Below are 16247 nucleotides of genomic sequence, written 5' to 3' on the forward strand. Positions count from 1 at the left end.
CCGGAGCACCGTCTACTGCAGCTTTTATGCAAAGCTTATGTCAGCGGTGTTCCGGTAATCATACTATTTTTGTATTACTCTGCCGAAATTGGTTCGAGCTCCTCAGATGGAGACTGCCCCTCTTCCGGCTGGGCAAATTTCACGCTACGGTAACGGTTCATACCTGTTCCCGCAGGAATCAATTTACCAATAATTACGTTCTCTTTCAGTCCAAGCAGCTGATCAACCTTGCCTTTAATAGCTGCATCAGTCAGGACACGAGTAGTTTCCTGGAAGGATGCTGCTGACAAGAAGGAGTCAGTTTCCAGAGATGCCTTGGTAATACCGAGCAGTACTGGCTTAGCTACCGCTGGTTCTTGACCGCTGAGAATCGCTATCTTGTTTGCATTTTCATACTCATGGACATCAACAAAGGAGCCTGGAAGTAAGATCGTGTCGCCCGCATCAATGATACGGATTTTACGCAACATTTGACGAATCATAACTTCTACGTGCTTGTCGTTGATTTCTACGCCCTGGTTCCGGTATACGCGTTGAACTTCCTGAAGGATATAGTTCTGTACCCCGCGAATACCTTTAATACGCAGCATTTCTTTAGGGTCAATCGAACCATCCGTCAGTTCGTCCCCAGCTTCAACAGTCATACCTTCGCTTACGCGCAGGCGGGAACCATACGTTACTGAGTATGTTTTCGTTTCAGCTTCACCCTGAATGTCGATCTCACGGCGGTCTTTACCTTCACGAACTTCTTTAACTGTACCGTCAATTTCACTAATCGTTGCCTGACCTTTAGGATTACGCGCTTCAAAAAGCTCCTGGATACGAGGCAAACCTTGTGTAATATCGTCACCCGCTACGCCGCCTGTGTGGAACGTACGCATAGTAAGCTGTGTTCCCGGCTCACCGATGGATTGTGCAGCGATGATACCAACTGCTTCACCAATCTCAACGTGTTTACCAGTCGCCAGATTGCGACCGTAACATTTCTTGCAGACGCCATGTTTAGCACGGCAACTTAATACAGAACGTATTTGAACTTTGTGTACGCCAGCTTTAACAATCGCTTCAGCTTTGTCGGAGTCAATCAATTCGTTACGTCTAGCCAAAATCTCGCCAGTCTCAGGATGACGTACCGTTTCAAAGCAATAGCGACCTTCCAGACGGTCATAGAGATCTTCAATTACTTCTTTACCATCCTGGATACGACTTACTGTGAAGCCTTTATCCGTTCCGCAGTCTTCTTCACGCACGATAACATCCTGTGCGACATCTACGAGACGACGAGTCAGGTAACCCGAGTCAGCCGTACGAAGGGCAGTATCCGCCAAACCTTTACGCGCTCCGTGAGTGGAGATGAAGTACTCGAGTACTGTCAGACCTTCACGGAAGTTTGATTTGATTGGGAGTTCGATAATACGTCCGGATGGATTCGCCATCAGACCACGCATACCGCCGAGCTGAGTAATCTGTGATTTGTTACCCCGCGCTTTGGAGTCCACCATCATCATGATGGAGTTGTAGCGATCCATGGACTTCATCAATACTTCAGTAATATCATCTTTCGCTTTAGACCAAATATCGATAATCCGGTCATAGCGTTCTTCATTCGTAATCAGACCACGACGGTACTGATTCGTTACAACTTGCGCTTTGTCTTCGGATCCCTTAAGAATCTCTTGTTTTTCCACCGGCACGATTACGTCCGATACAGCAACCGTTACCCCTGCACGAGTGGAATACGTAAAGCCAAGCTGCTTGATTTTATCCAGAATTACAGCTGTTTCTGTTGTATGGTAAGTCTCAAAACAACGGGCAATGATATTACCAAGGTAATCCTTGCCTACCCCGCTAGCTTGCGGAGCGTTTTGAATGGCTTCTGTAAGATTTACACCCTTCTCGTAAACAAAGAACTCCTCCGCAGTACCATAAAGCAGGTTCGCACGGGTAGCATCATTGATGTACGGGAAGCTTGCCGGGAAAATTTCATTAAAGATAATTTTACCAACCGTTGTGATCAACATCGCTTCCTGTTGTTTTTCCGTAAAGCTCGTTTTATTCAAAGCTTTAACCGGAATAGCTACACGAGCATGAAGTCCAGCTGTACCACGTTGGTAAGCCGATATAGCTTCATTCATGTTGCGAAGGATCATATTACTTCCTTCTTCTTCTTTGTTATCCATAGTCAGATAGAAAGAACCAAGAACCATATCCTGGGAAGGTGTAACAACTGGCTTGCCGTCTTTCGGATTCAAAATGTTGCCGGATGCCAGCATAAGCAAACGAGCTTCAGCTTGGGCTTCCGCAGACAACGGAACGTGAACAGCCATTTGGTCACCGTCAAAGTCGGCATTATATGCAGTACATACGAGCGGATGCAGACGAATCGCACGACCTTCAACCAAAATCGGTTCGAACGCCTGGATACCGAGTCTATGCAACGTAGGGGCACGGTTCAGAAGAACCGGATGCTCCTTGATTACTTCTTCCAGCACATCCCATACTTCTGCACTCACACGCTCTACTTTACGCTTCGCGCTCTTGATATTGTGCGCCAAACCTTTGTTCACCAGTTCTTTCATAACAAAAGGTTTGAACAGTTCCAGCGCCATTTCTTTTGGCAAACCGCATTGATACATTTTCAAGTATGGACCTACAACGATAACGGAACGACCAGAGTAGTCAACACGTTTTCCGAGCAAGTTTTGACGGAAACGTCCTTGTTTACCTTTCAGCATGTGGCTGAGGGATTTCAAAGGACGGTTACCTGGACCTGTAACAGGACGACCACGACGACCATTATCAATCAAGGCGTCAACAGCTTCCTGCAACATCCGTTTTTCATTTTGTACGATAATATCTGGCGCACCTAGATCTAACAGACGTTTCAGACGGTTATTACGGTTAATAACACGACGATACAAGTCGTTAAGGTCAGAGGTAGCGAAACGACCACCATCCAACTGTACCATTGGACGAAGCTCAGGAGGAATAACAGGAAGTACGTCCATGATCATCCAATCCGGTTGGTTGCCTGAGTTACGGAAGGCCTCAATAACTTCAAGGCGTTTGATCGCACGGTTACGACGTTGTCCTTGAGCTGTACGCAGCTCTTCTTTCAAAAATTCTAACTCTTTGTCTATATCCAAATCTTGAAGAAGCTTTTTAACCGCTTCAGCACCCATACCTGCCTGGAAGCCATAGCCGTATTTCTCACGGTAGCTACGGTATTCTTTTTCGGACAGGAGTTGTTTTTTCTCCAAAGGCGTATCTCCTGGATCGGTTACAACATAAGATGCGAAGTAAATGATCTCTTCCAGAGATCTTGGAGACATATCAAGAGCAAGACCCATACGACTTGGAATGCCTTTGAAGTACCAAATGTGCGATACAGGAGCAGCCAACTCAATATGGCCCATACGCTCACGGCGAACCTTAGCGCGAGTAACTTCTACTCCACAACGGTCACAGACAACACCTTTATAGCGTACACGTTTGTACTTACCGCAATGACATTCCCAGTCTTTCGTAGGTCCGAAAATTTTCTCGCAAAATAGTCCTTCTTTTTCCGGTTTAAGCGTACGATAGTTAATCGTCTCCGGTTTTTTGACTTCTCCGCGGGACCAAGAACGAATCTTTTCGGGGGAAGCAAGCCCGATTTTCATATATTCGAAATTGTTAACGTCCAACAAGGAGCAACCCTCCTTAACCAAATCCTGAGTTTTTAGGTTTGATACCGCCCAGCAGCACCGGGCGGTATCAAGAAACCGGATCCATCCTAGAATGGATCAAGGTATATAACAAAGCTGATATGAGTCAGTTAGCAGTCAAACTACTCTACGCCAACCTCAGAGCCTTCCAGATTCAAACTCAGCTTATCGCCGCTTGTGTCATCCTCATCATCAAGCTCTCTCATTTCGATCTCTTGTTCGTCTTCAGACAGAATCTTCACGTCCATACCCAAGCTTTGCAGCTCTTTGATCAAGACCTTAAATGATTCTGGAACACCCGGTTCAGGTACATTTTCACCTTTGACAATGGATTCGTAAGTTTTAACACGTCCAACCACATCATCGGATTTCACAGTCAAAATTTCCTGAAGCGTGTACGCCGCGCCGTAGGCTTCCAATGCCCATACTTCCATCTCCCCGAAGCGCTGTCCACCGAATTGAGCTTTACCACCCAATGGTTGCTGCGTAACGAGAGAGTAAGGACCTGTAGAACGAGCATGGATTTTATCATCGACCATGTGCGCCAGTTTGATCATGTGCATGACACCGACAGTAACTTCACGTTCAAAACGATCACCCGTACGTCCGTCATACAACACAGTCTTACCATTACGCTGCATGCCTGCCTCTTCCATTGTATCGAACACGTCATACTCCTTGGCACCATCGAATACTGGAGTTGCCACATGAATACCAAGACGCATTGCAGCCATACCCAGATGGACTTCAAGCACCTGTCCGATGTTCATCCGTGAAGGTACCCCCAGCGGGTTCAGAACGACCTGTACTGGTGTGCCATCCGGCAGGAACGGCATATCTTCTTCAGGCAAAATACGGGCAACGACACCCTTGTTACCGTGACGTCCAGCCATTTTATCGCCTTCGGAGATTTTACGTTTTTGAGCAATATATACACGAACCAACTGATTTACACCTGGTGGCAGTTCATCACCATTTTCACGTGTAAACACCTTTACATCTACAACAATCCCATCTGTTCCGTGAGGAACTCTCAAAGAAGTATCGCGAACCTCGCGTGCCTTCTCACCAAAGATTGCGTGTAAGAGACGTTCCTCAGCTGTCAATTCAGTCACACCTTTAGGTGTAACTTTACCAACAAGAATGTCACCTGCACCGATTTCGGCACCAATACGAATGATTCCACGCTCATCCAAGTTGCGAAGCGCCTCTTCACCGACATTTGGAATGTCACGAGTGATTTCTTCAGGTCCAAGTTTCGTGTCACGAGCCTCGGATTCGTATTCCTCAATATGGATCGAGGTGTATACATCCTCCTTGACCAGTTTCTCACTCAGCAGGATCGCATCCTCGTAGTTGTAACCTTCCCAAGTCATGAAGGCAACGACAACGTTACGTCCCAACGCCAACTCACCCATCTCCGTAGATGGACCATCTGCAAGAATATCGCCAACTTTGACAATATCTCCTCTGTTCACAATCGGACGTTGGTTAATGCAAGTTCCTTGGTTAGATCGCATAAATTTGTGTAATTTATACTTAACAATGTCGCCCTTCACTTCAGCACCATCTACAGTTTCGATACGACGCAACCAAATTTCGTTAGCCGAAGAGCGTTCGATAACTCCGTTGTATTTGGATACAATGCAAACACCAGAATCTTTTGCAGACTTGTGCTCCATTCCTGTTCCGACCAATGGAGACTTCGGAATCAATAGTGGGACAGCCTGACGTTGCATATTGGAACCCATCAATGCGCGGTTAGAGTCATCATTCTCCAGAAACGGAATCAGTGCTGTCGCAACTGATACGACCTGTTTAGGTGATACGTCCATGTAATCGACACGGCTACTAGCCATTGGAATAATGTTATCAGACTGTTTGTTATAACGGACAATGACGACCTCATCCTTAAAGGTGTTTTCCTCCGTCAATTCCGCGTTCGCCTGAGCTACGATGTAGTTATCTTCTTCATCAGCAGTCAGGTAATCAATCTGGTCTGTAACTTTTCCGGTTTTCGGATCTACCCAACGATAAGGAGCTTCGATAAATCCGTACTCGTTGATACGTGCAAATGTGGACAAAGAGTTGATCAAACCAATGTTTGGTCCCTCTGGTGTCTCGATAGGACACATACGGCCGTAGTGACTTGGATGGACGTCACGCACTTCCATGCCTGCGCGTTCACGCGTCAAACCGCCGGGTCCGAGTGCGGACAGACGACGTTTGTGCGTTAATTCAGCAAGCGGGTTTGTCTGATCCATAAACTGTGACAGCTGCGAGCTACCAAAAAACTCTTTAATCGAAGCAATTACTGGACGTATGTTAATCAACGCTTGTGGCGTAATTACATTAGCATCCTGAATCGACATTCTTTCACGCACCACGCGTTCCATACGGGATAAACCGATACGGAACTGGTTTTGGAGCAACTCACCTACAGAACGTAAACGACGGTTACCCAAATGGTCAATATCGTCCGTACTTCCGATACCGTGAAGCAAGTTAATAAAATAACTGATGGAGGAAATAATATCGGCAGGCGTAATATTCTTAACCGATTTATCAATATTTCCGTTAGCAATCAGTTTTACTACTTTACCGTCCTCGATTGGCGAGAACACATCAATCGTTTGAAGTGGAATATCATTGCTTTCCAGCACGCCGCTAGCAACATGATACGTGCGGTGTCCTACTGATTCCTCCAGTTGGGCCAGAATCTCGTCCAACAGGCGACGATCCACCATTTGTCCTGCTTCAGCGATAATTTCACCAGTTGTTGTATCAATCAATGTCTCAGCAAGACGTTGATTGAACAGACGGTTTTTGATGTGAAGCTTTTTATTGATTTTGTAACGGCCTACGTTGGCCAGATCATAACGTTTTGGATCAAAGAAGCGTGCAACAAGCAAGCTCTTTGCGTTATCCAGTGTAGGTGGCTCACCCGGGCGAAGACGCTCATAAATTTCAATCAGCGCTTTCTCCGTGGAATCCGTATTGTCTTTATCAAGTGTGTTGCGGATATATTCGTCATTGCCGAGCAAATCCAGAATCTCAGCATCAGTGCCAAAGCCAAGTGCACGCAGCAACACCGTAACCGGAATTTTACGGGTACGGTCAATCCGGACATAGATAATATCCTTCGCATCCATCTCCAGTTCGAGCCAAGCCCCCCGGTTAGGAATTACCGTTGCGGTGTATGTTGTTTTCGCATTCTTGTCGACTTTTGTGCTGAAATAGACGCTGGGAGAGCGAACCAACTGGCTGACAATAACCCGTTCCGCACCGTTAATAATAAACGTACCCGTTTCAGTCATCAGCGGGAAGTCTCCCATGAATACTTCCTGCTCTTTCACTTCCCCGGTCTCTTTATTAATAAGCCGGACTTTTACCCGAAGCGGTGCTGCATACGTAACGTCGCGTTCCTTTGCGTCGTCAACGGTATATTTGGGTTCTCCGAGAGAATAGTCGATAAACTCCAAAATCAGATTTCCAGTGAAATCTTGAATTGGTGAAATATCCCGAAACATTTCCCGTAATCCTTCCTCCAAAAACCAATCATAGGATTTTTGTTGGATCTCAATCAGGTTCGGAACCTCGAGTACCTCATTAATACGTGCATAACTGCGCCGAGTGCGTCGACCATATTGAACAAGATGTCCTGCCAACTTAAACTCACCCCTCATGTCTACTCACTTTAAAAATACATTGCGAACCTCTGTTTGTGACCTTATAATAAGACACATACAGAAGATTCAATCTTACAAATACAGAAAAGCCCTTACTCGAATGCATTCGAAAAAAGAGCAACGTATCTGCAGAATCCTCTTACCGGAAGATCTTCATCACTTGTAGATTTGCCCAAAATGGTTGTATTATACGTAATAGCGATAAATACTATACCTACTACGCATAAATCTATTGACATTTCAACAAACTAAAGCCATGGAGGGCATCCTAATACTGACATTTTATAATGATATCACAGACCAGGATTCAAGTCAATGGTCCTATTGCATTTTCTTAAAAACTTTTTTTGGCCTTCAAAATTCGATAGCCTTTATCCTTTGTAACTTCCTCCACATGACCGAAAAGACTCTCTATCTTAGCACTCGCCGAAGGGGCCCCCTGCTTTTTCTGAATGACTACCCACAAAGTTCCACCCTCATTTAAATGCTCATAAGCAAGTTCAAAAATGGTATGCACTGTTTCTTTTCCTGCACGTATAGGAGGATTCGTCAAAATTACGTCAAAACGTTCATTCTTCACTTCCGCAAACAAATCGCTTTGCTTAACGGTGACATTCTTAACCCCATTACGTTCCGCATTCTCTATCGCTAGTTGAACGGCTCGCTCATTAATATCAACCATTGTGACGTGTCCTTCTGGGACAAGCGCGGCTGCCGCCAAACCAATCGGCCCGTAACCGCATCCTACATCTAATACCGAGGCTTGTGCAGGAAGCTGCATCGCTTCAATCAGCACGCGACTCCCATAATCAATGCCCTGCTTCGAAAAAACGCCTGAATCGCTGACAAAACGGTATGACCGCCCCCGCAGCACTGTTTCCAGGCTCCGTCTTTCATGCGCCGTCTCTGGCCGCTTGGAGTAGTAATGATCAGCCATTCATGCCCACCTCTTTCGGTTGTACTACCATCATAGCCTTTACAATTACCTTTCAGACATGCTGGCACTACCGTTTTACAGCAACAAACCCCTTGAAGATCACCTCAAGGGGTTTGTTTTAGTTCATTGTCTGCTAGAAAGCAGTCAATTATTTCACTTCTACAGAAGCGCCTGCTTCTTCCAATTTTGCTTTAATGGATTCAGCTTCTTCTTTAGCGATTTTTTCTTTCAGTGGTTTTGGAGCGTTGTCAACCAGTTCTTTTGCTTCTTTCAGGCCAAGACCTGTGATTTCGCGAACTGCTTTGATAACGTTGATTTTGGAACCGCCAGCGCTTGTCAAGATTACGTCGAACTCGGATTGCTCAGCTTCAGCTGCGCCACCTGCTGCGCCACCTGCTACAGCTACTGGAGCTGCTGCAGTTACGCCGAATTCTTCTTCGATTGCTTTCACGAGATCGTTCAGTTCCAATACGGACATACCTTTAATTGCTTCCAAGATTTGCTCTTTACTCATGGTTGAACCTCCATTTAAATTCGTATTTTTTTGTTCTCAACTGCTATACAGCAGGTTTAATCCCTAACTTATGCGCTTTGCTCTTCTTTTTCTGCAACAGCTTTAACTGCAAGCGCGAAGTTGCGCACAGGAGCTTGAAGCACGCTGAGGAGCATGGAAAGGAGACCTTCGCGGGATGGCAGTTCTGCCAGTGCTTTGATTTCCTCAACACCGATAACGCGACCTTCTACAACTGCACCTTTCAGTTCCAGTGCATTGTTCTTCTTAGCGAAATCGTTCAAGATTTTAGCTGCAGACACTGCATCATCTTTGCCGAACGCGATTGCAGTAGGACCTGTCAATACTGCGTCCAGTTCAGTCAATTCTGCTGCCGCAGTTGCACGGCGGAGCAGTGTGTTTTTCAGCACTTGAAATTCGATTCCGGCTTCGCGAAGCTGCTTACGCAGCTCAGTTACTTGGGCAACATTCAGACCGCGATAGTCTGCAACCACAGTCGTTACGCTCTCACGCAATTTCGCAGCTACAACTTCAACAGCTTCTTGTTTTGCTTGAATCACCTTTGCATTTGCCAAACTGTACACCTCCTGATCAATTTATCCGCTTTGTTCGAAGCACCCGATCTGGTGATCTCACAAAGCTTGCTTTCATAAGCATGAAAAAAGCCTCCGTAGAGTACGAAGGCTTGATAAATCTACATGGACGGGACAAGCCCGTCACATGAAACGTTCTATCATAACACCTCGGTAGGAAATTAAGCCCTAAGGCACCTACTGTCTACGGTAAGCATATTCAACTTTAATGGTCAGTCACAAGGACTCACAACTTTTATAGAATAACAATTTTGATTGAACATGTCAATCAAAATATTATCTGTAAACAGATGCGTTCACACGTGCACTTGGTCCCATAGTCGAAGAAATAGCGATGTTTTTCAGGTATACACCTTTAGCAGCCGCTGGCTTCGCACGGTTCAAGGCTTCAACCAAGGCTTTAAGGTTCTCGTTCAGCTGTTCAGCACTGAAGGAAGCTTTGCCGATTGGCGCATGAATTTGACCGGCTTTGTCGAGACGGTATTCGATTTTACCGGCTTTAATTTCTTGAACAGCCTTGGCAACGTCGAAAGTAACTGTGCCTGCTTTAGGGTTAGGCATCAAACCTTTACCACCGAGCAAACGACCCAGTTTACCAACCTCACTCATCATATCAGGTGTCGCAACGCAGACGTCGAATTCAAACCAGCCTTGTTGGATTTTGTTGATCATATCTTGATCGCCAACAAAATCAGCGCCAGCAGCTTCCGCTTCTTTCACTTTGTCACCTTTTGCAAATACCAGAACGCGTTGTGTTTTACCCGTACCATGCGGCAGGACAACAACACCACGAACAGCCTGGTCTTGTTTACGGGAATCTACGCCCAGACGAACTGCAGCTTCAACGGTTTCGTCGAATTTAGCAGTCGCAGCCTTTTTCACCAGTTCAACGGCTTCTAAAGGCTCGTAAGTTGCTTCGCTGTCAATCAGCTTAGCAGCTTCCAGGTACTTTTTACCATGTTTAGCCATAATGTTTTCCTCCTTATGTGGTATTAGCGGATATTCCTCCCACACTTGCCGGACAGTCAAACTGCCGGCACACGTAGATTAATAAAATTAATCTACGATGGTGATACCCATGCTGCGAGCAGTACCTTCAACCATACGCATTGCCGATTCTACGGAAGCTGCGTTAAGGTCAGGCATTTTTTGCTCTGCAATTTGACGAACAGCAGCGCGATTTACAGTTGCAACTTTCGTTTTATTCGGTTCACCGGAACCTTTTTCGATTTTAGCAGCAACTTTCAACAGAACAGCAGCCGGTGGAGTTTTGGTGATGAACGTAAAAGAACGATCTTCAAATACCGAAATTTCAACCGGAATAATCAGGCCTGCTTGATCAGCAGTACGAGCATTGAACTCTTTACAGAATGCCATGATGTTGACACCTGCTTGACCCAAAGCTGGACCTACTGGAGGCGCTGGATTAGCTTTCCCTGCAGGAATCTGCAGTTTTACCATTTTAATTACCTTTTTTGCCATGGATGACACCTCCTTGACTCAATAGTGGTAGACGGACCTATCGATCCTCCCACAAGAAACCTGTAAGAAAAATCTATATTTTCTCCACTTGAGTATAATCCAACTCAAGCGGGGTTTCCCGTCCAAACATATTGACGTGAACTTTAAGCTTGCTCTTCTCAACCAAAATTTCTTCCACGGAGCCCACAAAATTCGCAAAAGGACCAACTTTAATTCGCACGGATTCCTTAACATCGAATTCAATCTTCGGTTTCGGCTCTACCATGCCCATATGCTTCAGAATCTGTTCAACTTCTTCTGGAAGCAATGGCGTCGGTTTGGAACCCGAGCCTGTTGACCCTACAAATCCCGTAACACCTGGTGTGTTGCGTACAACATACCAAGAGTCGTCGGTTTGAACCATTTCGACTAAGACATAACCAGGGTAGACTTTACGCATAACGGTTTTTTTCTTACCGTCCTTGGTTACCAGTTCTTCTTCCATAGGAACAAGAACACGGAATATCTTGTCTTCCATGCCCATGGACTCAACGCGTTTTTCCAAATTGGCTTTGACTTTGTTCTCATACCCTGAATAGGTATGAACGACGTACCATCTTTTTTCCATATCAAGCCACCTGGAACCCTTCCTAGATAATCGCTTCGATCACAGCGGAAATGCCGATGTCGAGAACCCAAAAATAAATCGTGACGAACGCAATTGTCCCTATGACAATCAGCGTATAGTTGGTCAGTTCTTTACGATTGGGCCAGCGAACCTTCTTGAGTTCAGCCCAGCTTTCAGAGAAAAAGGAAAACAGAGACTTGAAACTGCGTTTCACGCCGACTACACCTCCAAAAACTATCTGGTTTCCCGATGAGAAGTCTGTTCGTTACAGGACTTACAGAATTTCTTCATCTCCATGCGGTCGGGGTGATTACGCTTGTTTTTCGTCGTTGTGTAATTTCTTTGTTTGCATGTTGTACAAGCCAAAGTAATAATTACCCGCATGATGTGCACCTCCCGAAGACATCCAACACCGGAAGTCTCATAATTGATCCTAAAAAAAACCGCGAATTTAGGCCTACCTAAAACACTTTATCACACGGGGTTTTCCATGTCAACGAATGTTTACATACAATTCGCAGTCCCGACTGTGGTGCATTTTAACATCTGTGCATCCTTTAAAACTATTCTCTGAAAAGCCGCTTCAAAAATCAAGGCGATATCTATTATTCGTCTTTTTTAGTATAAATCATTTGTAACACTTATAAACCTGCATAGCCTACCTATAACGAATAAAAAAAGACTCGGACTCGAGCCTTTTTCCCTGTCAGCCTCTACTTTCAACTATCTCTTACTTCCAGATACTTTTCAAGTTTACGCTTGACCCGTTGCAGCGCGTTATCAATGGATTTCACATGGCGGTCAAGATCCTCTGCAATCTCCTGATACGAACGTCCGTCCAGATACAACATAAGTACCTTGCGTTCCAGTTCGCTCAGAATCTCGGACATCTTGTCCTCAAGGCCCACAAATTCTTCCTGATTGATGATCAGCTCTTCAGGGTCACTTACTTGTGTTCCGCAAATCACATCGAGCAACGTCCGGTCTGACTCTTCATCATAGATGGGCTTGTCCAGAGACACGTAAGAGTTCAGAGGAATGTGCTTTTGTCGTGTAGCCGTCTTAATTGCCGTAATAATCTGTCGTGTAATGCACAACTCGGCGAAAGCCTTGAACGAAGCAAGCTTGTCTCCCTTAAAATCACGAATGGATTTGTAGAGACCAATCATGCCCTCCTGAATAATATCCTCGCGATCAGCACCAATCAGGAAGTAGGATCTGGCCTTGGCCCGCACAAAGTTCCGGTATTTGTTGATCAGAAACTCCAGCGCTTCCCCATCACCTTCATGGACTGCTCCGACAATGTCTTCATCATTTTTGTAATCAAACTTTGACAACATGATATCCTTGAGGTCCACACTCACTAACAATCCCTCCGGCTGCAACGCAAGGTACCCGTTACTCTCTCAAATATACGACAAGTATACGCGATGTAACCTGATACCGTCAACCACAACAACCTAAAAAAGAAGAGCGCTAACAAAATTGTCAATGGTTTCAAAATGGAGTGGCGTCCAATTATTGGTTTATTCTCTTCTCCATCGTTCAAACAACTTTCGAAGCTCCGGACTCAGTTTGGAATCTAGCGAGTTACGGGACAACTTAGCACTATCCTGCTGGATTCGCTTCTGCACTTCTCTTTCGGATTCCTCAATCTCGATCAGTAATTCTCGCGCCGACACCCTAAGTGCACCTTGTCCAAATGCGACATGTTGCTCTACCTGATCGCTTGTCGCTACGTAAATACTTCTTCTTTTACTGCTCAGCTCCCGAACCAATCGCTCGATGCACTCATCAGCAGTTTCTTTTTCTCTGGTAAAATAAATCTGGACTTTGCTCTGAGCAAAAGTTTTACCTAATCCTGGTACCCTGTAAGCATCAAATACGACGATGACTCTTCTGCCGGAATACGCCTGATGATCCGCCAGTCGTTCAAGAAGTCTGTCCCTCGCTTCCTGCATACCAGATTGTACCAGTGCGGAAAGTTCGGGCCAGGCTCCAATCATGTTGTAACCGTCCACAAGCAGAACATCCCGCGTGTCAGCCATATCGTTAGCCCCGTGCCTGTCGTCCGCGCAATACTTCGTACATGACAACACCTGCAGCTACAGAAGCATTAAGGGAATTAATTTGCCCCGCCATTGGCAGCTTGACGAGTACATCGCATTTCTCACGAATCAAACGGCCCATACCTTTATTTTCGTTACCAATGACAATGGCTACTGGTCCCGTGAATACTCCATTCCCAAAGACAGGGTCTGTCGCTGTAACATCCGTGCCAACTACCCATACACCTTCTTCTTTAAGACGATCAATGGTTTGTCCCAGATTGTTTACACGCGCCACCGGAACGTACTCCACAGCACCTGCCGATGTTTTGGACACCGTTACAGTTACAGCTGCAGAACGCCTTTTCGGCACAATAACACCATGCGCTCCAGTACAGTCCGCTGTACGAAGGATGGAGCCCAAATTATGAGGGTCTTCAATCTCATCCAGCAAAATCAAAAACGGCTCTTCTCCCTTATCACGAGCAGTTGCGAGCAATTCTTCCACTTCAACATAGGCAAAAGGCGCAGCTTGCGCGACCACTCCCTGATGTTGAATGCCCGGAACCATTTGATCCAGCTTACGCTTGTCCACCTGCAAAACAATAATTCCTGCTTTTTTCGCCTCAGCTGTAATCGGCAGTGTCAAATGTTTTTGCGCATTATCCGCAATCCAAATTTTATTTATTGTTCTGCCTGAACGCAATGCCTCCGTTACCGAATGCTTACCGGCAATCCATTCTTCTTCCATCTCTAGCTTCCTCCCGGGAAACGGCTGATACTTGTTCCATCCAGTCCATTCCCATTTATGATTTTTCTGTATTTTCCATTTGTGCAATTCCGTACGTAATCAACTCTCTTAATCTGTCCAAATGTCCATCACAATAAAGAGATCCAATCAACCCCTCCAGTGCAGTGGCGTGCCGATACTCAAGCACATCAGCATTTTTGGGCAAACTTCCTGATTTAGCATTTCTTCCTTGTCGGACAATATCGCGTTCTTCTTCCGTCAGTACATTTTCCAATAGCCCTAACATGCGACTCTGCGCCTTGGCGGAGACTAGCCCTGTGGCTCGCCGATGCAGATGATTTGGACGCAGGTTAGGCTGTGCCAACAAATATTGCCGGACAGCTACCTCGTACACTGCATCACCAATGTAAGCTAGTGCAATGGGAGGCATCAAACGTGCTGGCTTGGACGCAGGGTACGGGAACCAGTTCCCCGTACCTTCCGATGCTCCTGAGTTCAGTGGCTTATCATTCATTTTCGCCGCCACCGCATCCCCTGCGCCGTATCTTCAAGCACAATGCCTTTTGCAGCCAACAGATCGCGAATTTCGTCTGCTCTACCCCAATTTTTGGTCTTACGAGCTTCGACACGTTCTGCAATTAACTGCTCAATTTCGTCATCCAGCAACTCTTCACTCGGCTCCGAATAAATGCGAAGCACGTTATTCATCGAATGAAAGGTATGCAATACAGCTTGTAATTCTGCCTGATGTACGACATCTCGTTGCAACAAATGGTTTGCTTCGCTAACCCAATCGAATACAGCAGTAATCGCATCAGGTGTGTTGAAATCATCATTCATTTTTTCGCCAAACTGCTGCAAAATTCCGTCGAGCTTCGTTTGCAGTTCCGTCGATACTCCCTCATTACCTTTCAGCGCATTAGCTAAACGATGCTTCACATTGGCAACTGCATTGGCGATCCGTTCGACACTGTTCTCCGCCTGACTCATAGTCTCTTGGTTGTAGTTTAACGGATTTCGGTAATGCGTCGACAACATAAAATAACGTATAGCCTCAGGCTTGTGATGAGCGCGCAAATCTTTAACCAAAATACCATTACCGAGTGATTTCGACATTTTTTCATTATCTATGCGAATATATCCGTTATGCATCCAGTAGCGAGATAATGGCTTACCTGTAATCACTTCGGATTGTGCGCATTCACATTCATGATGCGGAAATTGCAGATCCTGTCCGCCCCCATGAATATCCAGTGTATCCCCCAAATAATGGCGAGCCATAGCAGAGCATTCGATATGCCAGCCTGGTCGTCCATTTCCCCAAGGGCTCGACCAATGAATTTCGCCCGGCTTCGCTGCCTTCCAGAGTACAAAGTCCTCGGCATTTTCCTTGCGTTCATCCACATTGATACGAATTCCGAACTGAAGCTCTTCCAGATTTTGACCTGACAGTTGTCCGTAATCTTTGAACTTTTTGGTCCGATAGAACACGTCGCCATCATTCTCATAGGCATAGTCTTTGTCTACCAATTCCTTAATAAAATCAATAATCAGATCCATGCTCTCTGTTACACGAGGGTTCATACTGGCAGCAGGAACATTCAATCCTGTCAGATCCTCATGGTAGGCGGCAATAAATTTCTCAGCAACTGCCGAAACATTCATGTCAAGTTCCCGAGCTTTGCGGATTAGTTTATCATCGACATCCGTAAAATTCACCACATAGTTTACATCATAGCCCAAGTACTCCAGGTAGCTACGCACCACATCAAATACAATTACAGGTCGTGCATTGCCAATATGAATGTAATCATACACGGTAGGACCGCATACATACATTTTAACCTTTCCAGGCTCCAGTGGCACAAAAGGCTCCCGACTCCTCGTCATTGTATTATAAATTTGAAGCGGCATTGTTATGT

At 45.6% G+C, this 16247-nt stretch carries 15 protein-coding genes and 1 other annotated feature; all 15 genes read right to left on the reverse strand.

What is annotated here, in order from left to right; all coding sequences use genetic code 11:
* Positions 1-74: 74 nt before the first annotated feature.
* Complete coding sequence (rpoC, locus tag MKY16_RS21915) at positions 75-3689, reverse strand: DNA-directed RNA polymerase subunit beta' (protein ID WP_029514492.1); 3615 nt, start codon at positions 3687-3689, stop codon at positions 75-77.
* 140 nt (positions 3690-3829) lie between these two features.
* On the reverse strand, positions 3830-7375 hold the full coding sequence (gene rpoB, locus MKY16_RS21920) for a DNA-directed RNA polymerase subunit beta (RefSeq protein ID WP_029514493.1): 3546 nt from the start codon (positions 7373-7375) through the stop codon (positions 3830-3832).
* 355 nt (positions 7376-7730) lie between these two features.
* Entirely contained in the window at positions 7731-8333 is a 603-nt protein-coding gene (locus tag MKY16_RS21925) for a class I SAM-dependent methyltransferase (protein WP_029514494.1), read from the reverse strand.
* Between the two features lie 148 nt (positions 8334-8481).
* Positions 8482-8847: a 50S ribosomal protein L7/L12 gene (rplL, locus tag MKY16_RS21930; RefSeq protein WP_029514495.1), complete on the reverse strand. Its 366-nt coding sequence runs from the start codon at positions 8845-8847 to the stop codon at positions 8482-8484.
* Positions 8848-8915: 68 nt separating this feature from the next.
* Positions 8916-9419 carry a 50S ribosomal protein L10 gene (rplJ, locus tag MKY16_RS21935; RefSeq protein WP_013312168.1) on the reverse strand — a complete coding sequence of 168 codons (504 nt, stop codon included), beginning with the start codon at positions 9417-9419 and terminating at the stop codon, positions 8916-8918.
* A gap of 74 nt (positions 9420-9493) precedes the next feature.
* Positions 9494-9645, reverse strand: a sequence feature (ribosomal protein L10 leader region).
* A gap of 68 nt (positions 9646-9713) precedes the next feature.
* On the reverse strand, positions 9714-10406 hold the full coding sequence (rplA, locus tag MKY16_RS21940) for a 50S ribosomal protein L1 (protein ID WP_013312169.1): 693 nt from the start codon (positions 10404-10406) through the stop codon (positions 9714-9716).
* An 87-nt stretch (positions 10407-10493) separates the two neighbouring features.
* A complete protein-coding gene (rplK, locus tag MKY16_RS21945) occupies positions 10494-10919 on the reverse strand; it encodes a 50S ribosomal protein L11 (RefSeq protein ID WP_007432595.1) in 426 nt (141 codons plus the stop codon).
* Between the two features lie 73 nt (positions 10920-10992).
* Positions 10993-11526 carry a transcription termination/antitermination protein NusG gene (nusG, locus tag MKY16_RS21950; RefSeq protein WP_007432596.1) on the reverse strand — a complete coding sequence of 178 codons (534 nt, stop codon included), beginning with the start codon at positions 11524-11526 and terminating at the stop codon, positions 10993-10995.
* A gap of 22 nt (positions 11527-11548) precedes the next feature.
* Positions 11549-11740 carry a preprotein translocase subunit SecE gene (gene secE, locus MKY16_RS21955; RefSeq protein ID WP_013312170.1) on the reverse strand — a complete coding sequence of 64 codons (192 nt, stop codon included), beginning with the start codon at positions 11738-11740 and terminating at the stop codon, positions 11549-11551.
* Between the two features lie 20 nt (positions 11741-11760).
* The gene (rpmG, locus tag MKY16_RS21960; protein WP_023990562.1) at positions 11761-11910 is read right to left on the reverse strand and encodes a 50S ribosomal protein L33; all 150 of its coding nucleotides are present in this window, start codon (positions 11908-11910) and stop codon (positions 11761-11763) included.
* A 335-nt stretch (positions 11911-12245) separates the two neighbouring features.
* A complete protein-coding gene (sigH, locus tag MKY16_RS21965) occupies positions 12246-12890 on the reverse strand; it encodes an RNA polymerase sporulation sigma factor SigH (protein WP_016324748.1) in 645 nt (214 codons plus the stop codon).
* 162 nt (positions 12891-13052) lie between these two features.
* Positions 13053-13574: an NYN domain-containing protein gene (locus tag MKY16_RS21970; RefSeq protein ID WP_029514496.1), complete on the reverse strand. Its 522-nt coding sequence runs from the start codon at positions 13572-13574 to the stop codon at positions 13053-13055.
* 4 nt (positions 13575-13578) lie between these two features.
* Positions 13579-14325, reverse strand: a complete 747-nt coding sequence (rlmB, locus tag MKY16_RS21975; protein WP_013312173.1) for a 23S rRNA (guanosine(2251)-2'-O)-methyltransferase RlmB — start codon at positions 14323-14325, stop codon at positions 13579-13581.
* A gap of 55 nt (positions 14326-14380) precedes the next feature.
* The gene (locus tag MKY16_RS21980; RefSeq protein WP_340956982.1) at positions 14381-14839 is read right to left on the reverse strand and encodes a Mini-ribonuclease 3; all 459 of its coding nucleotides are present in this window, start codon (positions 14837-14839) and stop codon (positions 14381-14383) included.
* The gene (gene cysS / locus MKY16_RS21985) at positions 14836-16239 is read right to left on the reverse strand and encodes a cysteine--tRNA ligase (protein ID WP_340956983.1); all 1404 of its coding nucleotides are present in this window, start codon (positions 16237-16239) and stop codon (positions 14836-14838) included. Before cysS ends, MKY16_RS21980 begins: the two co-directional genes overlap by 4 nt.
* Positions 16240-16247: the final 8 nt, after the last annotated feature.

The sequence above is a fragment of the Paenibacillus sp. FSL L8-0641 genome (assembly GCF_038006265.1).
Taxonomy (GTDB): domain Bacteria; phylum Bacillota; class Bacilli; order Paenibacillales; family Paenibacillaceae; genus Paenibacillus; species Paenibacillus polymyxa_D.